The sequence below is a fragment of the Leifsonia lichenia genome, assembly GCF_054780215.1.
Genome location: NZ_BAAGWT010000001.1, coordinates 359,178 through 381,580 on the forward strand (window position 1 = coordinate 359,178; position 22,403 = coordinate 381,580).

Consider the following 22,403-nt stretch of genomic DNA (forward strand, 5'->3'; position numbering starts at 1 on the left):
GCGCTGGATGCGCTGGGTGCGCTGGGTGCGCTGGGTCGTCAGTCGACGACCTGCACGTCCTTCCAGAACGCGACGTAGTTGCTGAAGTCCGAACCGACCCTGTCGAACGAGCTCGGGTACGGCGTCGGGTAGCTCCACGCGCGGTCCTGCAGCAGGGAGTCGCCATCCTTCACGGAGAAGTACTGGCACTCACCCTTCCACGGACAGGTGTACGGGGTGTCACTCGGCACCAGCAGGTCGGCGTTGACGCTCGCGGGCGGGAAATACCAGTTGCCCTCGATGCGGATGAGCTCGGATTCCGGAGCCTCGGCGATCACGGTGTCGTTCAGAACAGCTTTCATGGGATCAAACCTCCTGTTGAGCCGAACACGGTGTCCTGCTGGATCATTCCGCGGCCGACTGCCCTCGCAGCACGGTCACAGTCGTCTCGCTGTCGAGACGCCCGAGCGGCGCGATCTCGGAAAGGGTGCGACCGGCCGCCACGTGCTCCTGGCCGGAGGCCGACGCCGTCAGCAGATGCGCGACCGCCCCGCGCAGCCCGGTGAACGCGGCACACGCCGCCGCAGCCTCCGGCGAGCTGTAGTCGATGCCGACTCCGGCGAGCGCGTCCACGATCGCCCCGGCGGCGAGCTGGTCCTCGACGGCGAACCGCACGGCGCCGGAGGCGGTGGTCCCACCCGCCGCGACGATCGAGACCATCGCGCGCCTGCCGAGCCTGACCTGCTCGGCGAGCACCCAGGCGGCGACGGCGGAGGCGGTGGTCAGGCCGCCGAGGACGACGGAGGCGGAGGCGGGGAAGGGAGGGAGTGCATCCAGGGCGGGTGCGGGGACGGCGGGGGCCGTCGCCGCTGCGGGGGCCGTCGCCGCTGCGGGGGCGGCGGGCGGGAGGACGTCGACCCAGACGACGATGTCGGCGTCGGAGGCGACGGCGGCCGCGCCGTCCGCCGCCCAGTCGAACCGGATCTGGTACTTGGCCTGCGCGTGGGCCGGGGCTACGGCCGGGGCGGATGCAGTGGCAGTGGATGCGGTGGATGGGGTCGCGAGCTGGGTCACCGGGACATCGTAGCCCGGCGTCCGAGCGGTTTCGCGTGTGGGTCGTCCGGTGACGGGCGGCGCATCTGGCGGCGGATCAGCTCGAAGTCGTGGCGGGTGATCTCGATGAGCCCGCGGCGGAGCTGGTAGCCCCAGTCCGGCTTGTCCCTGGTGAAGTCGAGCACGGGAAGCAGCGGTCGGATGGGGGTCGCCTCCGCGTCGTGCTCCCACTCGACGCGTCGGCGCCACGGCTTGAAGTCGGCAGCAGGTCCCCGCATCGACGGGCCCTGGGTCGTCTGGTAGATGTCGTCGTCCGCGATGCGGCCGATGGCGGTGAACTGCTTGAGCGGCTCGCCCTCCGGGAAGGTGGTCTTGGGCGAGTAGTAGACGAAACCGTCCGCCTGGTTCATGCGCTCGAGCGGAGCTTTCGCTCCGTGATTGACCTGGGCGATGCCAGCGGCGACGCCCCGCAGCACGTGGTCCTGCTGCACCACACCCAGCCAGTAGCGGATCGCCATGTTCCAGTTGTAGCGCACGCCTCCGTCATGGCTCCTTCACAGCCGCGCCAGCCGGGATGTTGTCCACAGATTCTCGGGTGCACTCGACGCGCAGGCGATGGTCCCGGAAGACTGGCACAGAAGAAAACCTCCGCCGATGTCGAATCCGGGCCAGTTCGTTCGACGTGGAGGTAGAGGGCGGGACAGCCCGCCGGATCCGGCGCGAACGCCGTCGGAGAGACGAAAGGAACACCATGAAGTACATGCTCATCCTCAGCGCGGACGAGAACACCGAGGCGGGCGGCACCCCGAGCGAGGACGACCTCAACGCCATGGGTGCGTACAACGACGAACTCGTCAAGGCGGGCGTGATCCTCGCCGGCGAGGGCCTCCACCCCAGCTCGGAGGGCGCGCGCATCGAGTATGCGGGCGACGAGCGCACGGTCGTCGACGGCCCGTTCACCGAGAGCAAGGAACTCATCGCCGGGTTCTGGATCATCCAGGTCTCGAGCCGCGAGGAAGCCCTGGAGTGGGCACGGCGCATCCCGCTGACCACCGGCAGCGTGCAGGTTCGCAAGGTGGTCGACATCGCCGACTTCGACCAGGACAACGTGTACGTGCAGAAGGAGAAGGCCTGGCGCGAGGCCGGCGGCGAGCCGCGGACGGCGTAGCGGACGGGGTCGCGGGTGGCGGACGGGGTCGCGGATGGCGGACGGGGTCGTGGATGGCGGACGGGCACCCGACGGGTCGGAGGGGAGACGCGTGACGGCGCGTGACGACGCGCTGCGCACGGTCGAGGCCGTGTGGAGGATCGAATCCGGCAAGCTCGTGGCCGTGCTCACCCGCCTGGTGGGCGATGTCGGACTGGCGGAGGAACTGGCTCAGGATGCCCTCGTCGCCGCGCTCGAGCAGTGGCCGGAGTCCGGCGTGCCCCGCAACGCGGGCGCGTGGCTCACTGCGGTCGCCAAGCGAAGGGCGATCGACGGCTGGCGGCGCCAGGAGCGCCTGGGCGACCGGTACGCCCAGCTCGCCCACGACCTCGAGACCGATCGCGGGGCGGACGACCCCGCCACGCTCGCGGAGGAGACCATCGACGACGACCTGCTCCGTCTCGTCTTCATCTCCTGCCACCCCGTGCTCACCAAGCCGTCACGGGTCGCGCTCACCCTCAAGCTCCTCGGCGGCCTGTCGACGGAGGAGATCGCCCGCGCCTTCCTGGTGCCCCCGTCCACGATCGCCCAGCGGATCGTGCGCGCCAAGCGCACGCTGAGCGCGGCTCGGGTTCCGTTCGAGGTGCCGGACAGGTCCGAGTTCCCCGCCAGGCTCGGCTCGGTCCTCGAAGTGGTCTACCTGATCTTCAACGAGGGATACTCCGCGACGGCCGGGGACGACTGGATGCGGCCGAGCCTCTGCCAGGAGGCGCTTCGACTCGGCCGCGTGCTCGCCGAGCTGACCCCGCGCGAGCCGGAGGTGCACGGTCTGGTGGCGCTGATGGAGTTCCAGGCGTCCAGGCTCGGCGCTCGCACCACCTCCACGGGAGAGCCTGTGCTGCTGCAGGACCAGGACAGGTCGCGCTGGGACCGCATCCTGATCAGCCGCGGTGTCGACGCGCTGCACCGGTCGGAACGGCTGGAGAGGGCGCGTGGTCCGTATGCGCTGCAAGCCGCCATCGCGGCCTGCCACGCCACGGCTCCGACGGCCGATGCGACCGACTGGGAGGAGATCGTCGCCCTCTACGGTGCGCTCGCCGAGCTGCACCCGAACGCGGTCGTCGAACTGAACAGGGCGGTCGCGCTCTCGATGGCGTACGGGCCGGAGGCCGGGCTCGACGTGGTCGATCAGCTCGTGATCGACGGCGCTCTGAGCAGCTACCACCTGCTCCCCACCGTGCGCGCGGACCTGCTCTTCCGGCTCGGGCGGCGCGCCGAGGCCAAGCAGGAGTTCGAGCGGGCCGCTGCCCTCACGGGAAACGAGCGGGAGCGCGCGCTGCTGCTCGCCAGAGCGGAGGAGTGCTGACGGGCTCCGGATGCGCGACACTGGGGAGATGAGGGTCCTCCTGAAGTTCCTCCTCGACTGCGATCCGGATGCGGCCTGGCGCGCCCTGCAGAGTCCGACGGCGTTCCGCGAGGTCTCCCTGCCCTGGGTGGACTTCCGGTCGGACGAGCCTGCGGGGTTCCCGACGGTGTGGGGCACCGGTGAGCACCGGGTGGATGTGCGGGCGTTCGGGGCGTTCACGGTGGGCACGCAGGCGATCAGGCTGAGCGCGACCGAGGTGCGCGAGCCGCTGCGCGCGGCGAGCGGCGGGCGCGACGGCGCTGCGCGCGGCGGCGCTGGGCGCGAGGGCGGGCGCGTCCGCATCCTGCGGGACAGCGGGGGCGGCACGGGCGGGCTGCTCACGGCCATCCCGCACCTCGACCACCGGATGGCGATCGCGCCGGACCCGGCCGGGCCGGACGCGGACGGCAGACTCCGGACGCTGTACCGGGATCAGCTCATCGTGAAGGCCGGTGTCATCACGCCGGTCGCCTGGTACGCCATGTGGGCGTTCTGGCAGTGGCGCGGGATTCGCCTCCGCAAGCTCGCGCCGACCTGGGCGTATGACCCGCCGCGGGCCGATTCGGGGGCGTCCGCCGGCGATGCGCGAGATGATGATGGTCCGGAGCATCCGGCGACCGAGCGGGAGGAACAGCCATGACGATCGAGACACCGCAGGCGGCCAGGGCCGTCACCGCTGTTCAGACGGCCGACTGGCGACGGCGGGTGTTCGGGATGTACGCGTCCGTACGGCGGATGGCAGCGACCGACCCCGCGACCGCGCACGCTCACTGGATCTCGTGCCGAAACGACCTGTTCTCCTCGCACCCGGCCACGCCGCTGCTCCCCGAGGACAGGGACACGTTCACCGGGCTGCCCGTGGTGGCGTACGACCCGGACTGGCGGTACGAACTGCCGATCATCCCCGCGACGGATGCTCGACGGATGGACGTCGAGACCGGCACGGACGGCGTTGTGCCGTTCGAACTGCTCGGGGCGGTCCACGTGCCGTTCGTCGGATCGCTCGACGTGTGGCGGCTCGCGTCGTACGGCGGCGGGATCTTCGTGCCCGTGAAAGACGCCCTCGCGGGGAAGCCGGGCGGAACGTACGGCGGCGGACGCTACCTGATCGACACGGTGAAAGGCGCCGACCTCGGCATCGACGCCGACGACGAGGCGACGCTCGTCCTCGACTTCAACTTCGCATACAACCCGTCCTGCGCGTACGACCCCGCCTGGGCCTGCCCGCTCGCGCAAGCGGGCAACACGCTGCCGGTCGAGGTCCCCGTCGGCGAGCGCTACAACGCCGAGCACTGACAGCGCGCGGCACAGCCCGCAGGCGACACAGCCCGCCAGCGGCACAGGCCGACCGGCCCTGTTACGCCCTGGTCACCATCGTGAGCCGCTGCGTCGGGCGGGTCATCGCCACGTACAGCGACGCGGCGCCGCGCGGGGACTCCCCCGCGAGCGCGTCAGGGTCGGCCAGCACCACCGCGTCGAACTCGAGGCCCTTCGCCTCGTAGCCGGTCAGCACCGCGATCGGCCTCGACAGGCCGGCCGCCCCCCGCGCCGCCTGGTCGCCGAAGCGGTGCGTGACCGCCGCGGCCACCGCATCCACTGTCGCCGACGTCGCGATCACCGCCACCGTGCCTGCCGCATCGATGCCGCGATCGTGCCCGACCGCGTCCGCCACCGCATCCGGGAGCAGGTGGGCCGCCGCGGAGACCCGGCGGATCGGCCAGTCGCCCTCGCGCACGGCTCTGGTCGGGGTGATCGGCAGGCCGGCCGCCGTCGCCAGCAGCTCGGCCTCCCTGGTGATCTGCGCCGGCGTGCGGTAGTTGACCGTCAGCTCCTCCAGGCGCCAGGCATCCTTGAACGACGGCTGCAGCGCCTCGGCCCAGCTCGTCGCGCCGGACGCCGACGCCACCTGGGCGATGTCGCCGACGATGGTGAACGACTTCATCGGGCAGCGGCGCACCAGCATCCTCCACTGCATCGGGGACAGCTCCTGCGCCTCGTCCACGACCACGTGGCCGTACGTCCACAGCCGGTCGGCCGCCGCTCGCTCCGCCGTCGTACCCGTGTCCTCCCGTTCGGCGAAACCGTCCGCGAGCTGTTCGGCGTTGACGAGCCCCTTCACGCCCATATTGCGGATCGCGGCCTTCGCGTTCTCGATGTCGCGTTTGCGCTGCCGCTCCCGCTCCCGCGCACTGTTGTCCGGTCGTCCGGGGAAGTCGCCGAGCAGGTCGGCCGCCTCGTCGAGCAGCGGGATGTCCGACACGGTGAACGGCGCGCTGCGCTCGCGGAACAGAGCGGCCCGCTGCCCATCCGACCAGCGCGTGGTCAACTCCGCGAGCCACGCCGGACGCGCGTACAGGTCCTGCAGGAACTTCTCCGGGGTGAGCGGCAGCCACGCCGTGTTGAGCAGCACGCGCACGTCGTACGACGTGCGCAGGTCTTCGTGAAGCACCTTCAGATCGGCCTCGTCGATGGTGGAGCCTCCGGCACGAAGCTGCGCGGCGAGCTGGTCGACGAGTTCGCCGAGCGCGTGCCGCACGAACGTGACCCTCGCCACATTGTGCGGCTTGCCGGTGCGCTGGGCGCGGGCGATCGCGCGCTGGATCAGCTCCGGCTGCACGGTCAGCCGCTCGTTGTCGACCAGGACGACCTGCTCAGCGTCCGGTGCCTTCTGCCGCGAGCGCACGGCGCGCGCGAGCAGCCGCGCCATCTGCGACGAGCCTTTCAGCCTCGCCGCCTCCGGCTCGTCGTCTCCGACCGCATCCACGCCGGGGTAGATGTCGCCGAGCGTGCGCAGCACGACGCCGGTCTCGCCGAGCGACGGGAGCACCGCCTCGATGTACCGCAGGAACGCGGTCGACGGACCGACGACGAGCACACCGGATGCGCTCAGCCGCTGCCGGTTGGCGTACAGCAGGAACGCTGCCCGATGAAGTGCGACGGCGGTCTTGCCCGTGCCCGGCCCGCCCTGCACGACGAGCGCGCCGCGGAGGTCGGAGCGGATGATGCGGTCCTGCTCGGCCTGGATGGTGGCGACGATGTCGTGCATCCGGCCGGTGCGCTGCGCGGTGAGGGCAGCGAGCAGCGCACCCTCCCCCTGCACCTGCTCCCTGTCCGCCCCATCTCCGTCGAGCAGAGTCTCGTCGAACACCTCGTCGTCGACGCGCACGACCTCGCGGCCGGTCATCGTCAGATGCCTCCTGGCGCGAACGCCCATGCGTTCGCTCGCCGTCGCCTGATAGAACGCGCTCGCCTGCTGGGCGCGCCAGTCGACCAGCAGGGAGCGCTGGTCGTCGTCGCGGAGCCCGATGCGGCCGATGTAGCGGTGGGCGGAGCCGTCGACCGGCTGGTCGAGCAGCAGCCTGCCGAAGACCAGGCGGGAGTCGACCTCGCGGAGCTGGGTCAACTGGTCCTCGTAGAGGCGGGCGAACGCATCCCGTTCGCTGCGCGCCTGGTGGTTGCTCCCCACGCTCTCGCGCCGCACCCGGGTGAGCCGATCCTCGGTTTCTGCACGAAGCGCATCCAATCGCTCATACAGTCCGGAGACCACGGCGCGCTCACGTTCGAGTTCCGATTCCTGCACGCAGACCACCCTCTCGATTCGGGCCGAAAGTCTACTTCCTCCAGCCGAGAAGTCGCCTGTGCGTGATTCTCAGGCTGGTCAGGTAGGCTTTCATTACTTGTGAGTCCGTGTCGGACTCCCTGCGTCGCAGAACGCACCACGCACAGCGCCGGGCAGCAGCCCCGCCAGCGTCACTTTCTACGGCGAACGATCGTGCCGCTCGGCACCTTCGCCACTACTGCCCCGAACCCGCATCACACGGATGCGCGGGGTCCTGATGCCCGAAAGGCACCACCTTTGTCTCAGAACACTTTCGCCGGTCTCGGCGTGCCCGCTCCTCTCGTCGCCGTCCTCACGGCCGACGGCAAGACGGAGCCGTTCCCGATCCAGGCCGACACTCTGCCGGACACCCTCGCCGGACGCGACGTTCTCGGCCGCGGCAAGACAGGCTCCGGCAAGACCATCGCGTTCGCGCTGCCCATGGCGGCGCGCCTCGGCACCAAGCTCGCCGGCGGCAAGCGCCGCGCCGGCCGTCCGCTCGGCCTGGTGCTCGCACCGACCCGCGAGCTCGCCACCCAGATCTCCGCCACGATGCAGCCGCTCGCCGACGCATACGGCCTGAAGACCACCACGATCTTCGGCGGCGTCTCCCAGCAGCGCCAGGTCGCAGCCCTCAAGGACGGCGTCGACATCGTCGTGGCCTGCCCCGGCCGCCTCGAAGACCTGATGAAGCAGGGCTTCGTGTCCCTCGACGCCGTCGAGATCACCGTGCTCGACGAGGCCGACCACATGGCCGACCTCGGATTCCTTCCCGTCGTCACGCGCATCCTGGACAAGACGCCGACCGGCGGGCAGCGCCTGCTGTTCTCGGCGACCCTGGACAACGGCGTCGACAAGATCGTCAAGAAGTTCCTCCACAACGAGGTGCTGCACTCGGTCGACGACGCCACCAGCCACGTGGATGCGATGACCCACCACGTCTTCGAGGTCGACTCCCTCGAAGCGAAGAAGGACCTGGTCGAGAAGCTCGCGTCCGGCGCGAGCCGCCGCATCCTGTTCACCAGGACCAAGCACCACGCGAAGAAGCTCGCCAAGCAGCTCACCGCCTCCGGCATCCCGGCCGTCGACCTGCACGGCAACCTGTCGCAGGTCGCCCGCGACCGCAACCTCGCCGCGTTCGGCGCCGGGGATGTGCGCGTGCTGGTCGCGACCGACGTCGCCGCTCGCGGTGTGCACGTCGACAACGTGGAGCTGGTCGTGCACGTCGACCCGCCGATGGAGCACAAGGCGTACCTGCACCGCTCCGGCCGCACCGCTCGCGCGGGAAGCTCCGGCGACGTGGTGACGGTGATGCTGTCGTCGCAGAAGTCCGACGTGAAGACACTGCTGCGCAAGGCGGCCATCGACGTGGCACCGCAGACGGTCACGGCCGGGTCTGCCGCCGTCGTCACCCTCGTCGGTGAGACGGCCGCTTTCGTGAAGCCCTCGCCGAAGGAGGCCGTGCAGCAGCAGCGCGGCGGCGGCCAGTCGCAGGGCGCGAACGCGCAGCGCAAGCGTGCACAGCGCGACGGCGGTGCCGGCGCAGACGGCGAGCGCGGCGGACGCGGCGGCGGTCGTGGTCGCGGAGGACGCGGCGGCGACGCAGGGCGCGCAGACGGCGGCCGCGGTCGCGACGGCCAGGCTCGCGACGGCCAGGGTCGTGACGGCCAGGGTCGTGACGGCCAGCGCAACGCATCCGGAGAGGCCGGGCGTCCGCGCCGCGACCGTTCCGGGCGCGCAGCAGGTGCACGCGGAGCCGCAGCCACGACGTCGCACGGTTCCGGTGCAGGCGCCTCCGGCGGCCAGCGTTCCGGCGGCGCCTCCGGCGGCCAGCGCACCGGCGGCGCCTCCGGCGGCCAGCGCGGCGGCAACGGCGGCCTCCGCGTCGGCAGCCTCGTCGGCGGCAGCACCCAGCGCGGCAACGGCACCCGCCGAGCCCGCGGCTGATCCCGCACGCCCTCGTAGCAATCGAGCCCAGGGTTTTTCACCGTAAGAACGCGAAATACGGTGAAAAAGCCTGGGCTCGATTGCGTCGGGGCGGGGGCGCGGCGGGGTTAGGCGGGAGCGAGGGACTCGATGCCGCGGAGGACGCCGTCGATCAGGAAGCGGTAGCTGCGGTCGAGGTCGTCCGGGAGGCCGAAGCCGCCGCCGAGTTCGAGGGTGACGAACCCGTGGATGGCGCTGCGGAGCATCCGGAGGGCGTCGACCGTGCTGTCGTCCGGCAGGTCGAACGCGCGCAGCGCCGCCGTCAGCACTCCGAGCGCTTCGGCCGCCCGCTGCGCCAGTTCGGCGTCTGCGTCGTCGTCGAGGCGCGGCGCCACCTGCATCGCCGCGTACCGGCCGGGATGCGCGTGCGCGAACGCCCGCATCGCGTCGGCCGCAGCGTGCAGCGCGTCGCCGCCGGAGCGGCCGATGGTCGCTGCGGCGAGCACCCTGGTCAGCTCAGCGACCGACTCGGTCGCCACCAGACGGCGCAGATCGTCGAGCGACGCGACGTGCTTGTAGAGGCTCGGCACCGCGACCCCCGCGCTGCTCGCGACGGCGGCGAGGGTGAGACGGTCGAACCCTGCTGCGCCGCCCGCATCCACCAGGTCGAGTGCCACGCCGGTGACGGCCGTTCGCGACAGCCCCGCCCTAGGCACGCGCTGCCCACGCCGCGGCGACCGCGCCGTCGCCCTGCTCCGAGCCGTGGCGCAGTCCGGCGAGGAAGTCGAGGGTCTGCGGCACCGTGATGTCCGGCCGTGCGACGTGCGGGTAGTGACCGGACTCCTCGACCAGCACTGTCGTCGCCCCCGTGGATGCGATCCAGGCGGCCTCGGCGGCCGGGTCTTTGTAGTCGGGGTCGAGTTCGCCGACGAACGCGATCATCGGAGCGTGCACCTCCGGCAGTCGCGGCTCGACCACCGAGTGGGTGAGCTGGAGCGTGAGGTGGCGGAACGACCGCAGCCGGCCAGGCTCCTTCATGTTCGCCCTGATGGCGGAGACGTGCTCCGCGAGCCACGGGGCGCGACGGCCCTTGTTGAGCGTGGTGCCGTAGTAGCCGGACCACGCCGCGGCTCCCCACGGCCCGGCGAACAGCACCCGGTACATCCCGTGCATCGAAGCGACCGCGAGCGCGCTCATGGCGGGGTCGCGCAGCAGCGGGCCGTACAGCGCGAGCCCGGCGACCGCATCCGGTCGCTCTGCCGCCGCCCAGGCTGCGGCAGCCGCCCCCATCGAGTTGCCGAGCACGACGGCCGGTCCGCCGAGCTCGTCGATGAGGGCGATGATGTCGCGGCCGGTGGCGATGTCGCCGAACTCGTGGAAGGTCGTGTCGCTGTCGCCGTGCGCCCGCAGGTCGGTGACGGCGACGCGGTATCCGGCCGCGACGAGAGGACCGACCAGCTCGCGGTAGCTGGAGCGGAGGTCGCCCATGCCCGGCACGGCGACGACGAGCGGGCCCGAGCCCTCGACGGTGTAGCTCACGCGTCCCTCAGGGCGCTGGAGGAAGTGGACCTCATTGGCGATGGAAGTGTTCATAGCCGTAAAGCTAATACCATTAGCCGAGGAATGCAAGTGGTGTTTTCCGAGGCGCGAAACGAGGTCATCCCCGCGACGGACCCTGTTGCATCCCTCGGCCGACTCGGAACGCCTGGGCAGCAGGCGAGGCTGGAAGCCGACCGAAAGGACCCCGTGTACCGGAGAACCATCCTCACCACCCTCGCCGCCGTCGCGCTGGCCGCCACGATCGCCGGATGCACGTCCGCAGGCCCAGGCACGGCAGCCGGTGTCGGCCCCGTGCCGCCGGTCACGAACGCCTCCGAGCTCGGGCCGGACGACGGCTACATCCCGGTCGGCGAGACCGTTGCGCTGACCGACGACGTGCCCGCCGTCGCGAGACTCGACCCACAGCTTCGGGATGCGCTCGACCGCGCCGCCGAGCACGCCGCGGACCGCGACATCAGCTTCACCCTCACGGACGGGTGGCGCAGCGAGCGCTACCAGCAGTACCTCTTCGACCAGGCCGTCGCGAAGTACGGCAGCGAGGAGGAGGCGAGCAAGTGGGTGAAACGCGGCGACCAGTCGAAGCACGTGCGCGGCGAGGCCGTCGACATCGCTACCGCGGACGCGATGGACTGGCTCACCCGGTTCGGCGCAGAGTACGGGCTCTGCCAGGTGTACGCGAACGAGGCGTGGCACTTCGAGCTGCTCGGCGACGGGTCCGGCGAGTGCCCCGCACAGCTGACGGACGGGACCGCCGGCTGAGACCGGCCCGAGCGCTCGCTCCATCGCCCGCATCCGCATCCGTGCCCGGGGGCACGGTTACGCGACAGAGGCCGCGGAGGTCGTGCTGCGTCACGCGCTGGACTCCGGCATCGAGGAGGTGGCCGCCGTCACCGCGCCGGAGAACGGGCAGGCGAACGGGCAGGCGAACGCGGGCCGAATTCTCGCGGCTGCCCTATACGTCGCCGCGCATCCGGTCGTATCGTCGGAGCTGGCAGCACCGTCGCCGTCGTCCTGCAGCGAGTTCGCACAGCATCGAACCCAAGGAGAGCGCACATGCCGTACATCACCACGTCAGACGGAACCCAGATCTACTACACCGACCAGGGCGAAGGCCAGCCTGTCGTGCTCAGCCACGGCTGGCCACTCAGTTCAGACGCCTGGCAGGTCGAACTCAAGCTCCTCGCCGACAACGGGTACCGCGCCATCGCCCACGACCGCCGCGGACACGGCCGCTCGTCCCAGCCGTACACCGGCAACGACATGGACACATACGCGCGCGACCTCGCTGAGCTGGTCGAACAGCTCGACCTGCACGACCTCGTCGTGATCGGGCACTCGACGGGAGGAGGCGAAGTCGTGCGCTACGCAGCACAGCACGGAGTCGGCCGCGTGGTGAAGGTCATCACAGCCGGGGCCGTGCCGCCGATCATGGTCAAGTCGGACAGCAACCCGGACGGCACCCCGATCGAGGCGTTCGACGAGATCCGCGCCGGAGTGCTGAAAGACAGGTCGCAGTTCTACCTCGACCTCGCGATCCCGTTCTACGGCGGAAACCGCGACGGAGCGCAGGTGTCGAACGGTGCGACATACGATTTCTGGCGTCAGGGGATGCTCGTGGGCCTGACCGCGGCGTACGACTGCGTCAAGGCGTTCTCGGAGACCGACTTCACCGACGACCTGAAGGCGCTCGACGTCCCCATCATGATTGCGCAGGGTGACGACGACCAGATCGTGCCGATCGGCGACGCGGCGCACAAATCGATCGACCTCGTTGCCCATGGCACGCTCAAGGTGTACCCGGGAGCGCCGCACGGCATCTACGGCGCGTACCAGGAGGCCCTCGACAAGGACATCCTGGCGTTCGTCGCGGGGTGAGCTCCGCCGCCTGGGCGGGATCGCTCAGGTGTGCGGACCCTCCTGCGCCTGCACGATCTCCAGCCAGTTCCCTGGCACCCGTCCAGCGGGTCCGGGGACCGGCTGGGACTCGGGTCTGCTGTCCGGCGGAGCGAGCTTCGGACCGGAGACGAATCGCTGCTCGGTGTAGTCCCAGAACCAGTCCTCGCCCGGCTCGAAGCTCTGAATGACTCGGTGGCCGCTCTGCTCGGCGTGCGCCGTGGCGTGACGGTTGATCGAGTCGTCGCAGCAGCCGATGTGACCGCAGGTCGCGCAGCGGCGGAGGTGCACCCACCAACTGCCGTCGCGGTCGCACTCCACGCATCCCGTGCCGGATGGCGGAACGCTCGGGTCGATGTCGTCGTGATCGCCGTGGTCGCCGTTCCCGCTGTCGTTCATGCTGCGTCCCTTCGCTCGCTGCCGCCGCGCTCCCCGCGGACCCGGCGTTCCGCTGACACCCGCTCTAGACGATGCGCCCCACCGACGCCAGCGCCGCCTTGAGCAGCACGCCCCTGCCGCCCTCCATCTCCTCCGACACCGCGGGCGACATCGCCTCCTGCGGGGTCATCCAGGTGAGTTCGAGGGCATCCTGCCTCGGTTCGCACGTGCCCGTCACCGGCACGACGTACGCCAGCGACACCGCGTGCTGCCTGTCATCGGTGAACGGTGTGACACCCGGCATCGGGAAGTACTCCGCCACCTGGAACGGGATGGGGCTGGCCGGGAGCTGAGGGAACGCCATCGGGCCGAGGTCTTTCTCCAGGTGCCGGAACAGCGCCTCGCGCAGCGTCTCCCCGTACATCACGCGGCCGGACACCAGCGTGCGCGTCATCTCGCCCACCGCGTTGGCGCGCAGCAGCACGCCGAGCTCTGTGACCTGCCCGAGCCCGTCGACACGGACGGGCACGGCCTCCACGTAGAGCAGGGGGAGGCGGCGGCGCACCTGCTCCAGCTCGATGTCGCTCAGCCAGGCTGGTCCCTGCTGCGGGCCGTCGTCCGGCAGCGGATCGGGTGTCGGGTCTGGGGTGCGCACGCTCATGCACCGATCCTACGGAGTCGCAGGTTGCACAGACACCCACGCAGCCGGATGCTGTGGAAAAGGCACGAGATCGCCGCGTTGTGGAGGAGTCACGGGCACGATCACGCCAGAATGAAGGATGCCTTTCCCGACACCGGAGCTCCGCATCGACAGGGACGCCGTGCTGTGGTCCGCGTCGGAACGCGACAGAGTCGGCCGCCCGCTGCTCGTCCTCCTGCACGGCTACGCCTCCGACGAGGCGGACCTGTTCGGCATCTCCGCCTACCTGCCGCTCGAGCCGGTGATCGCCTCGGTGCGCGCTCCGATCCCCGAAGGCCAGGGATTCGCGTGGTTCTCCCGCTACACGAACGTGCCGGGCGACCCGCTCGCCGCGAACGCCGACGCCGCCGCCCGCGCCGTGCTCGACTGGCTCGACGAGCAGCCGCAGACCCCGACGGGACTGCTCGGCTTCTCGCAGGGCGGCGCGATGGCGCTGCAGCTTCTCCGGCTCGCGCCCGAGCGCTTCGACTACGCGGTGCAGCTCTCCGGCTTCGTCGTCCACGGCGACCAGGCAGGGGATGCGGAGCTCACCGACACGCGCGTGCCGGTGTTCTGGGGGCGCGGCACCCTCGACGAGGTGATCCCGTCCGACGCCGTCGACCGGACGACGGGCTGGCTGCCGGAGCACTCGACGCTGGATGCTCGCATCTATGAGGGGATGGGGCACAACATCTCGTCGGCGGAGCTGGCGGACGTCTCTGCGTTCATCCGGAGCGTCCTGCGGAGCTGACCCCGCGCATCCACTGGCTGGCATCCACTGGTCGGCATCCACTGGCTGGCGATCCACGATGTCGGCGGTCGGGTGTTGGATGGAGGGATGAGCGACGTGCTCGAAAGGTTCTCCCCCGCCACCCGTGAGTGGTTCAGCGGGGCGTTCGACGCGCCGACACCCGCCCAGATCGGGGCATGGGACGCGATCTCCCGCGGCAGGCACGCGCTCGTCATCGCGCCGACCGGGTCCGGCAAGACGCTCGCAGCGTTCCTGTGGGCGATCGACAGGCTGGCGGCCGCCGACCGCGCGGCCGAGGGCGGTGGCGCAGCGCCCGCCAAGCGCGGCACCCGCGTCCTCTACATCTCGCCGCTCAAGGCGCTCGGCGTCGACGTGGAGCGCAACCTTCGCGCCCCGCTCGTCGGCGTCACACAGACCGCCAAACGGCTCGGGGCGGAGCCGCCGCACGTGACGGTCGGGGTGCGCTCGGGAGACACCACCTCCGCCGACCGTCGCGCGCTCGTGTCCACTCCGCCGGACATCCTGATCACCACGCCGGAGTCGCTGTTCCTGATGCTCACGTCCGCGGCGCGCGAGACGCTCGCCGGCGTCGAGACGATCATCATCGACGAGGTGCACGCCGTCGCGGCCACCAAGCGCGGCGCGCACCTCGCCCTCTCGCTCGAACGACTGGATGCGATGCTCGCCTCCCCGGCGCAGCGCATCGGGCTCTCGGCAACGGTCCGCCCGCCGGAGGAGGTCGCCCGCTTCCTCGGCGGCCGTTCCCCCGTCGAGGTGGTCGCGCCGCCGTCCGGCAAACGATTCGATCTGCGCGTCGTGGTCCCTGTCGAGGACATGAGCGAGCTCGGCACCTCGACGTTCGCGAGCGACAACGACGACGGCTCCTCCCCGCAGGCCGGTTCGATCTGGCCGCACGTCGAGGAGGCCATTGTCGACAGGGTGCTCGAACACCGGTCGTCGATCGTGTTCGCCAACTCCCGTCGCCTCGCCGAACGGCTGACCGCGCGCCTCAACGAAATCTACGAGGAGCGCATCCTGGGCGGCCGGGACACCGGGACGGCGGACGGGTTCGTGCCGCAGACCCGGCCGCCCGCAGAGCTGGCGGGCGCGTCCGGCCAGACCAGCGGATCCCGTGGCAGGCAGGAAGCTCTCGCCGACGAGACCGGCTCCCTCGTGCTCGCTCGCGCGCACCACGGCTCCGTCAGCAAGGAGCAGCGCGCCATCATCGAGGACGACCTCAAAGCGGGGCGGCTGCGCTGCGTCGTCGCGACGTCGAGCCTGGAACTCGGCATCGACATGGGCGCCGTCGACCTCGTGGTGCAGGTGGAGTCCCCGCCGTCCGTCGCGAGCGGACTGCAGCGGGTCGGTCGTGCCGGGCACCAGGTGGGCGAGGTGTCGCGCGGCGTGGTGTTCCCCAAGCACAGGGCGGACCTCATCCACTCGGCCGTCGCCAGCGAGCGGATGACCTCCGGGCTGATCGAGACGCTGCGGGTTCCGGCGAATCCGCTCGACATCCTCGCTCAGCAGACAGTCGCGGCGACCGCTCTCGAACCGATCGACGCCGACGAGTGGTTCGACACCGTGCGCCGCAGCGCACCGTTCGCCACCCTGCCGCGCAGCGCGTACGACGCGACGCTCGACCTGCTCGCCGGGCGCTACCCGTCCGACGAGTTCGCCGAGCTTCGGCCGCGCATCGTCTGGGACAGGGACGCGGGAACGCTCACGGGCCGTCCTGGCGCGCAGCGGCTGGCGGTGACGAGCGGCGGCACCATCCCGGATCGCGGCCTGTTCGGCGTCTACATGGTGGGAGAGAAGGCCAGCAGGGTCGGCGAGCTCGACGAGGAGATGGTCTACGAGTCGCGCGTCGGAGACGTGTTCGCGCTCGGATCGACGAGCTGGCGCATCCAGGAGATCACGCACGACAGGGTGCTCGTGACCCCCGCCTTCGGGGAGCCCGGGCGGCTGCCGTTCTGGAAGGGCGACGGGCTCGGGCGGCCGGCGGAACTGGGGCGCGCCGTCGGCGAGTTCGTGCGCGAGGTGAGCAGCGCATCCGACGCCGATGCCGAACTGCGCTGCGTGGAGGCGGGGCTCGACAACTGGGCGACCGGCAACCTGCTCGCCTTCCTGAAAGAGCAGAAGACCGCCACCGGGCACGTTCCGACGGATCGCACGCTGGTGGTCGAGCGCTTCCGCGACGAGCTGGGCGACTGGCGCGTCGTGCTGCATTCCCCATACGGAATGCAAGTGCACTCGCCGTGGGCGCTCGCGGTGCAGTCGCGGGTGCGCGACCGTTACGGCATCGACGGCGGCGCGATGGCGGCGGACGACGGCATCATCGTCCGTATTCCCGACACGGAATCCCAGCCGCCCGGTGCCGAGCTGTTCGTGTTCGAGCCGCAGGAACTCGATGCGCTGGTCACCGAGGAGGTCGGCGGCTCCGCCCTGTTCGCCGCACGGTTCCGCGAGTGCGCAGCCCGGGCGTTGCTGCTGCCGAAGTACAACCCCGGCAAGCGGTCGCCGCTCTGGCAGCAGCGGCAGAAGGCGTCGCAGCTCTTGGATGTGGCGCGCAAGTACCCGAGCTTCCCGATCATCCTCGAGACGGTCCGCGAGTGCCTGCAAGACGTCTACGACCTGCCCGCTCTCGACAACGTGACCCAGCAGATCGCGCAGCGGCGCATCCGGCTGGTGGAGGCGAGCACGGAGTCGGCGTCGCCGTTCGCCCGTTCGCTGCTGTTCGGCTACGTGGCCGCGTTCATGTACGAGGGCGACAGCCCGCTCGCCGAGCGCCGCGCGGCCGCGCTGTCCCTGGATGCCGGACTGCTCGCCGAGCTGCTGGGACGCGCCGAACTGCGCGAACTGCTCGACCCGGCGGTGATCGAGCGCGTGGAGCGCGAACTGCAGCGGATCGCACCCGAGCGCCGCGTGCGCGGGATCGAGGGCGTCGCCGATCTGCTCAGGATGCTCGGCCCCCTGTCGGCGGAGGAGGTCGCGGAGCGACTGCAGGGTGCCGCGGCGGCGGTGGCGGTCGTGAGTGCTGGCGCCGACGCAGCCGCAGCCACGGACGCGGACGCAGCCGCAGACGCAGACGCAGACGCAGCCACGCACGCGGCCGCCGCAGCCGGGGATGCCCCTCTGCCTCCGCCGGCGGCCGACGTCGCCACCGCTGCCGCGCACCTCGCCGCGCTGGTCGACGCCAAGCGCGCGCTGTCCGTGCACATCGCGGGCGTGCAGCGCTTCGCCACCATCGAGGACGCCAGCCGGCTGCGCGACGCGCTCGGCGTCCCGCTTCCGATCGGCGTGCCCGTCGCGTTCATCGAACCGGTGGACGACCCGCTCGGAGACCTGGTCAGCCGGTTCGCGCGCACGCACGGCCCGTTCGTCACGGCCGATGTCGCGGAACGGTTCGGGCTCGGCGCGGCCATCGTGCACGACGCGCTCCGCCGCCTCGCGCACGACCGGCGCGTGGTCGACGGCGAGTTCCGTCCGCACGCGCACGGCTCCGAGTGGTGCGACGCCGAGGTGCTGCGACGGTTGCGTCGCATGTCCCTTGCCGCGCTGCGCCACGAGGTCGAACCGGTCGACACCGTGACGTTCGCCCGGTTCCTTCCGGACTGGCAGCACATCGGCGGAACCCTGCGGGGCGTGGATGCTGTCGCGTCGGTGGTGGAGCAGCTCGCCGGGGCGCGCATCCCGGCCTCGGCGTGGGAGTCGCTGATCCTGCCCAGCCGGGTGAGCGACTACAGCCCGGCGATGCTGGACGAGCTGACGGCCACCGGCGAGGTGATCTGGGCCGGAGACGGTGCCCTGCCGGGCAGCGACGGCTGGATCAGCCTGCACCTGGCCGACTCTGCGCCGCTCACGCTCGCACCGGAGGACGACCACGAGACGGACGAGCTGCAGCGCGCCGTGCTGGACGCGCTCGGTCGCGGCGGCGGCTACTTCTTCCGTCAGCTCTCCGACGCGCTCGGCGCCGCGGCGGGAGCGCCGGTGGACGACACGGCGCTCGTCACCGCGCTATGGGATCTGGTGTGGGACGGGCGGATCACGAACGACACGCTCGCTCCGCTGCGCACGATGACCGGCGCATCCGGAGCCCACAAGCGGCCCAAGCAGGCGCCGCGGTCGCGTCTCTACCGCGGGCGCACCGCCGCCCGCTCCGCGATGGTCACCAGGATGGGTCCGCCGACGGTCGCCGGTCGGTGGTCGCTGCTGCCGGAGCGCGACCTGACCTCGACGGTGCGCGCGCACGGACAGGCCGAGACGCTGCTCGACCGCTACGGCGTCGTCACTCGCGGTTCGGTGATGAACGAGGGCTCGCCGGGCGGGTTCGCCCTGGCGTACAAGGTGCTGAGCGGGTTCGAGGAGACCGGCAGGGCCCGGCGCGGCTACTTCGTCGAGACACTCGGCGGCGCGCAGTTCGCCACGGGCGCCACCGTGGACCGGCTGCGGTCATTCGCCAGGGACCACACGCAGGATGCTCCGCTCGAGGCCGTCGCGCTGGCCGCGACGGACCCGGCGAACGCATACGGTGCGGCACTCCCCTGGCCTGGCGTGCCGGGAGACGCGGGCACCGGCCACCGGCCAGGGCGCAAGGCGGGCGCCCTGGTCGCACTGGTCGACGGCGCGCTGACCATCTACGTCGAGCGCGGGGGCAAGAGCCTGCTGTGCTTCGCCGACCAGGAGCACCCGGATGCGCGTCCCGTGCTGCTCGCTGCCGCCCGCGCCCTGGCGGGGCTGATCACCCGCGGTCGCGTCGACAAGCTCGCGATCGAGACGGTGAACGGTGCGTTCGTGCTCGGCACCCCGCTCGGCGACGCTCTCGGCGAGGCGGGCTTCCTGCCGACGCCGCGCGGGCTGCGGCTGCGGTCGTGACGAGGGGCGCTGATGCCTGAGGGCGACACCGTCTGGCGTGCGGCCAAGCGGCTCGACACTGCGCTGGCGGGCGCACTGCTCACCGAGACGGACTTCCGCGTGCCCGCATACGCGACCGTGGATCTGTCCGGTCGAACGGTGGATGCCGTGGTCAGCCGCGGCAAGCACCTGCTGATGCGGGTGGGAGACGCGACCATCCACAGCCACCTCAAGATGGAGGGGTCGTGGGAGCTCTACGCTCCGGACGGGCGCTGGCGGCATCCCGCGTTCGAGGCGAGAGCCGTGCTGCGAACGGAGGGCGTGACAGCGGTCGGCTTCCTGCTCGGCATCCTCGAGGTGATCCCGCGCGACAGGGAGGACGACGTGGTCGGCTACCTCGGCCCCGACCTCCTCGGGCCGAACTGGGACGCCGACGAGGCCGTCCGGCGGCTCGCCGCGCATCCCGAGCAGCCGATCGCCGTCGCCCTGCTGGACCAGCGGAATCTGGCGGGGCTCGGCAACGAATACGTCAACGAGCTGTGCTTCCTCCGCGGGATGCTGCCGACGCGGCCGGTCGCCGAGGCCGACCTCTCCGCCGCGGTGTCGCTGGCGCGGCGGCTCATCCTCGCCAACCGCGACCGCTCCACCCGGGTGACGACGGGCGACACCAGGCGCGGGCGCACGAGCTGGGTGTACGGCAGGCGCGGTGAGCCGTGCCGTCGCTGCGGCACGCGCATCCACCGGTCGGCGCTCGGCCGCACCGACCTGGAGGAGCGCGTCACCTACTTCTGCCCGTTCTGCCAGACCTGACGCCATCGAGCCCAGGCTTTTTCACCTTATTCGTGCGATTTGCGGTGAAAAAGCCTGGGCTCGATTGCTAGGCGGCGAGGGAAGCGGCGGAGGTGCGGACGGTGGAGAGGGCCTCCGACCAGGACTCGACCTGGTCGAAGAGCGGGGTGAGCGCGGCCTCCTGCTGAGCGGTGGGGTTGAGCGACCAGTTCTCGAAGTCGTGCGCGAGGCTGAGGCCGACGTGCGCGCTGACGGTCGCGACCTGAAGCTGGGACAGCACCAGGCGAAGGTGCTCGACGGCGCGTGCGCCGCCGAAGACGCCGTAGCTGACGAAGCCGGCCGCCTTGTTGTTCCACTCGGCGCCGACGAAGTCGATCGCGTTCTTCAGCGCGCCGGAGGTGCTGTGGTTGTACTCGGGGGTCACGAAGATGTAGCCGTCGAACTCGTCGATCTTCGCCGCCCATGCCTTGGTGTGGTCGTTGGCGTACTGGCCCATCGCGGCGGGCATCGCCTCGTCGAGGTGCGGAAGGTTCCAGTCCTTGAGGTCGACCAGCTCGTATTCGACGCCGTCGCGCTTCGCGGCGTGGTCGTAGACCCAGCGGGCGACGGCCTCGCCGTTGCGTCCGGGGCGGGTGCTGCCGATGATGATCCCGATCTTCGTCATGTCAGGCCTTTCGTGTTGATGACGTGTCACCTAACGCGAACTCGGGATGCGCGCGGAACATTCCCGGACCTGTCACGAATTCCTGAATGGCGTCTCCGGCTAGAAGAAGTCGCCGCCTCCGCCGAAATCGCCGCCGCCGAAATCGCCGCCTCCGCCGAAATCGCCGAAGCCGCCGCCGTTGTCCCAGCCGCCGCCGTCCGCCGAGACCGTCCCCGCGTCGCCGCCCCAGCCACCGGCATCGGTCGAGCCCGCGTCACCGCTGCCCGCGTCGCCGGAACCCGCGTCGCCGGAACCCGCATCGCCGGAGCCCGCATCGCCGGAGCCCGCGTCGCCGGAACCGTCTGTGCTGTCCCCTGAGCCCGCATCCGCCTGCTGGTCGATGGGCGAAGGCAGGAACGCACTCACGATCGCGGAGCCGATCACGTACCCGGCCACGCTCCCGAGCAGCGAGCTGGCGAACATCCCGCCGAAACCGACACCGCCACGCCCTCCGCCACCGCCACCGCCGACGCCACCGCCGAGGGAGCGTTCGAGGGTGCCTGGCTGGCGCAGCTCCGCACGCGTGGCCGACTGCGCGAGGGAGCGAGGGTCGTCCGCCCGCGGCTGCTCGCCCGCCGGCGCGTTCTGCGACAACTGCTGGAACAGGAGCTGGCGCTGCTCCGGCGTCAGCTTGGTGAACGCTTCCTCGTGCACCTGCTCGATGGTCTCCGGCGGGGCCGTGCGCAGCAGGTAGCGGTAGCGCTCCACGGCGATCTCGTCGTCGGAGCGCTGGGCGGTCGCGGCGGGCGCGGCGGGCGCGGGGGAGGCCGCAGAGGCCGCAGATGCGGGGGATGCGGGCGCCGGGTATCCGCCCGCGGTCGGACGCTGCGCGGGAGCGGGCTGCTCGTCGCGGCCGAAGAGACGGTCGAGGAATCCCATGGTGATCTCCGTTCGAGGCGACGCGGGTACGTCGACGAGTGTGTGTGAATCCGTACAGAAAAGTGTCCTGGCATCGGCTGTGCGGCGGCTGTGTCCTCGCTCGTCCCCGCCACTCGGTCCCGCGCCGGACACCTGGGACGCCCCGGGTATGCTCGACGCGCACAACCGCGCGCGGCGAGTGCGCCACGGGAGACAGCAGGGAAGACAAGGGACGGCATGGCCAGGCGAGACGAACCGAGCGACACACGGCTCCCCGACGACGCGACCCCCGAGGAGCGCAGAGAGGCGGGCGACCGGCTGCGCGAGCGCATCTACGCCACCTTCACCGCCCTGGCGATCCTGATGGCGCTGAACGGCCACGGCGAGGGGCTCGACCCGCTCAACGTGCTGCTGACGCTGGTGATCTCGGTCGGCGGCGTGCTCCTCGCGGGCCTCGCATCCGATCTGATCTCGCACATGATCGTCCACAACACAGTGCCGAGCGGTCGGGAGTTCCGGCATATGCTGGCCGTCGCATCCAGGGCCCTGACGGTGATCGCCGTTCCCGCCATCATGCTGCTCATCGCCGCGGGCGGGGCGATCACCGTGCGCACCGCGATGACGGTCGGGGTGGTCGCGCTCATCGTCTCGCTGGCGGTGATCGCACAGCTCGCGGTGAAGCGCACGAACCTCAGCTCCGGGAAGCGGATCGTGGTGCTTGCCGCGATCGTGGCGCTCGGAGTCGCGGTGGTCGCGCTGGAGCAGTTGGCGCACTGAGCCGCACGTGAGCCGCACGTGAGCCGCACTCCCCGCCGCATCGCCGTCGTGGGAGG

General features: G+C 71.1%; 21 protein-coding genes. 11 read left to right on the plus strand and 10 right to left on the minus strand.

Annotation, left to right across the window (positions count from 1 at the left end):
* Positions 1 to 38 precede the first annotated feature (38 nt).
* Genes ACYVGI_RS01695 through ACYVGI_RS01705 form a run of 3 tightly spaced genes read right to left on the minus strand, consistent with a single transcriptional unit; the run spans position 39 to position 1,550 of the window.
* Complete coding sequence (locus tag ACYVGI_RS01695) at positions 39 to 341, minus strand: DUF427 domain-containing protein (RefSeq protein ID WP_460630924.1); 303 nt, start codon at positions 339 to 341, stop codon at positions 39 to 41.
* Between the two features lie 43 nt (positions 342 to 384).
* The gene (locus ACYVGI_RS01700; RefSeq protein WP_460630925.1) at positions 385 to 1,053 is read right to left on the minus strand and encodes a 2-phosphosulfolactate phosphatase; all 669 of its coding nucleotides are present in this window, start codon (positions 1,051 to 1,053) and stop codon (positions 385 to 387) included.
* A complete protein-coding gene (locus ACYVGI_RS01705; RefSeq protein WP_460630926.1) occupies positions 1,050 to 1,550 on the minus strand; it encodes an EVE domain-containing protein in 501 nt (166 codons plus the stop codon). The genes ACYVGI_RS01700 and ACYVGI_RS01705 overlap by 4 nt, the downstream gene beginning before the upstream one ends.
* Before the next feature lie 233 nt (positions 1,551 to 1,783).
* On the opposite strand from ACYVGI_RS01705, the gene ACYVGI_RS01710 reads away from it, so the two are divergent.
* From ACYVGI_RS01710 to ACYVGI_RS01725, 4 genes are all read left to right on the plus strand, one after another.
* Positions 1,784 to 2,200 (plus strand): YciI family protein, encoded by a 417-nt coding sequence (locus ACYVGI_RS01710; protein ID WP_460630927.1) that lies wholly within the window; start codon positions 1,784 to 1,786, stop codon positions 2,198 to 2,200.
* 91 nt (positions 2,201 to 2,291) lie between these two features.
* Positions 2,292 to 3,545 (plus strand): RNA polymerase sigma factor, encoded by a 1,254-nt coding sequence (locus tag ACYVGI_RS01715; RefSeq protein WP_460630928.1) that lies wholly within the window; start codon positions 2,292 to 2,294, stop codon positions 3,543 to 3,545.
* Between the two features lie 28 nt (positions 3,546 to 3,573).
* Complete coding sequence (locus ACYVGI_RS01720; protein WP_460630929.1) at positions 3,574 to 4,224, plus strand: hypothetical protein; 651 nt, start codon at positions 3,574 to 3,576, stop codon at positions 4,222 to 4,224.
* Positions 4,221 to 4,880, plus strand: a complete 660-nt coding sequence (locus tag ACYVGI_RS01725) for a DUF1684 domain-containing protein (RefSeq protein WP_460630930.1) — start codon at positions 4,221 to 4,223, stop codon at positions 4,878 to 4,880. The genes ACYVGI_RS01720 and ACYVGI_RS01725 overlap by 4 nt, the downstream gene beginning before the upstream one ends.
* Positions 4,881 to 4,941: 61 nt before the next feature.
* Here the strand turns inward: ACYVGI_RS01725 and ACYVGI_RS01730 are convergent, their stop codons facing one another.
* A complete protein-coding gene (locus ACYVGI_RS01730; RefSeq protein ID WP_460630931.1) occupies positions 4,942 to 7,164 on the minus strand; it encodes a HelD family protein in 2,223 nt (740 codons plus the stop codon).
* A 276-nt stretch (positions 7,165 to 7,440) separates the two neighbouring features.
* Between ACYVGI_RS01730 and ACYVGI_RS01735 the strand changes: the two genes are divergently transcribed.
* On the plus strand, positions 7,441 to 9,129 hold the full coding sequence (locus tag ACYVGI_RS01735) for a DEAD/DEAH box helicase (RefSeq protein ID WP_460630932.1): 1,689 nt from the start codon (positions 7,441 to 7,443) through the stop codon (positions 9,127 to 9,129).
* Positions 9,130 to 9,236: 107 nt separating this feature from the next.
* Here ACYVGI_RS01735 and ACYVGI_RS01740 read toward each other — a convergent pair whose 3' ends face one another.
* Both ACYVGI_RS01740 and ACYVGI_RS01745 read right to left on the minus strand, forming a co-directional pair.
* On the minus strand, positions 9,237 to 9,785 hold the full coding sequence (locus ACYVGI_RS01740) for a TetR-like C-terminal domain-containing protein (RefSeq protein ID WP_460630933.1): 549 nt from the start codon (positions 9,783 to 9,785) through the stop codon (positions 9,237 to 9,239).
* Between the two features lie 31 nt (positions 9,786 to 9,816).
* A complete protein-coding gene (locus tag ACYVGI_RS01745) occupies positions 9,817 to 10,701 on the minus strand; it encodes an alpha/beta fold hydrolase (protein WP_460630934.1) in 885 nt (294 codons plus the stop codon).
* A gap of 36 nt (positions 10,702 to 10,737) precedes the next feature.
* Here ACYVGI_RS01745 and ACYVGI_RS01750 point away from each other — a divergent pair, with 36 nt between their 5' ends.
* Positions 10,738 to 11,427 (plus strand): M15 family metallopeptidase, encoded by a 690-nt coding sequence (locus ACYVGI_RS01750; RefSeq protein ID WP_460630935.1) that lies wholly within the window; start codon positions 10,738 to 10,740, stop codon positions 11,425 to 11,427.
* 294 nt (positions 11,428 to 11,721) lie between these two features.
* Positions 11,722 to 12,543, plus strand: coding sequence for an alpha/beta fold hydrolase (locus tag ACYVGI_RS01755; RefSeq protein ID WP_460630936.1), 822 nt, complete (start codon positions 11,722 to 11,724; stop codon positions 12,541 to 12,543).
* A gap of 24 nt (positions 12,544 to 12,567) precedes the next feature.
* On the opposite strand, the gene ACYVGI_RS01760 is transcribed toward ACYVGI_RS01755, so the two are convergent.
* Both ACYVGI_RS01760 and ACYVGI_RS01765 read right to left on the minus strand, forming a co-directional pair.
* Positions 12,568 to 12,960, minus strand: coding sequence for a UBP-type zinc finger domain-containing protein (locus tag ACYVGI_RS01760; RefSeq protein ID WP_460630937.1), 393 nt, complete (start codon positions 12,958 to 12,960; stop codon positions 12,568 to 12,570).
* A gap of 64 nt (positions 12,961 to 13,024) precedes the next feature.
* The gene (locus ACYVGI_RS01765; protein ID WP_460630938.1) at positions 13,025 to 13,600 is read right to left on the minus strand and encodes an NUDIX hydrolase family protein; all 576 of its coding nucleotides are present in this window, start codon (positions 13,598 to 13,600) and stop codon (positions 13,025 to 13,027) included.
* Positions 13,601 to 13,718: 118 nt separating this feature from the next.
* On the opposite strand from ACYVGI_RS01765, the gene ACYVGI_RS01770 reads away from it, so the two are divergent.
* From ACYVGI_RS01770 to ACYVGI_RS01780, 3 genes are all read left to right on the plus strand, one after another.
* Positions 13,719 to 14,369 (plus strand): alpha/beta hydrolase, encoded by a 651-nt coding sequence (locus ACYVGI_RS01770; protein WP_460630939.1) that lies wholly within the window; start codon positions 13,719 to 13,721, stop codon positions 14,367 to 14,369.
* Between the two features lie 87 nt (positions 14,370 to 14,456).
* Positions 14,457 to 19,241: an Lhr family ATP-dependent helicase gene (locus ACYVGI_RS01775; RefSeq protein WP_460630940.1), complete on the plus strand. Its 4,785-nt coding sequence runs from the start codon at positions 14,457 to 14,459 to the stop codon at positions 19,239 to 19,241.
* A gap of 12 nt (positions 19,242 to 19,253) precedes the next feature.
* The gene (locus ACYVGI_RS01780) at positions 19,254 to 20,030 is read left to right on the plus strand and encodes a DNA-formamidopyrimidine glycosylase family protein (RefSeq protein ID WP_460630941.1); all 777 of its coding nucleotides are present in this window, start codon (positions 19,254 to 19,256) and stop codon (positions 20,028 to 20,030) included.
* A 67-nt stretch (positions 20,031 to 20,097) separates the two neighbouring features.
* On the opposite strand, the gene ACYVGI_RS01785 is transcribed toward ACYVGI_RS01780, so the two are convergent.
* Together ACYVGI_RS01785 and ACYVGI_RS01790 are read right to left on the minus strand one after the other, a co-directional pair.
* The gene (locus tag ACYVGI_RS01785; RefSeq protein ID WP_460630942.1) at positions 20,098 to 20,673 is read right to left on the minus strand and encodes an NADPH-dependent FMN reductase; all 576 of its coding nucleotides are present in this window, start codon (positions 20,671 to 20,673) and stop codon (positions 20,098 to 20,100) included.
* A gap of 99 nt (positions 20,674 to 20,772) precedes the next feature.
* A complete protein-coding gene (locus tag ACYVGI_RS01790; protein ID WP_460630943.1) occupies positions 20,773 to 21,591 on the minus strand; it encodes a hypothetical protein in 819 nt (272 codons plus the stop codon).
* Between the two features lie 216 nt (positions 21,592 to 21,807).
* On the opposite strand from ACYVGI_RS01790, the gene ACYVGI_RS01795 reads away from it, so the two are divergent.
* Positions 21,808 to 22,347, plus strand: a complete 540-nt coding sequence (locus tag ACYVGI_RS01795) for a hypothetical protein (RefSeq protein ID WP_460630944.1) — start codon at positions 21,808 to 21,810, stop codon at positions 22,345 to 22,347.
* The last annotated feature ends 56 nt before the right edge of the window (positions 22,348 to 22,403 follow it).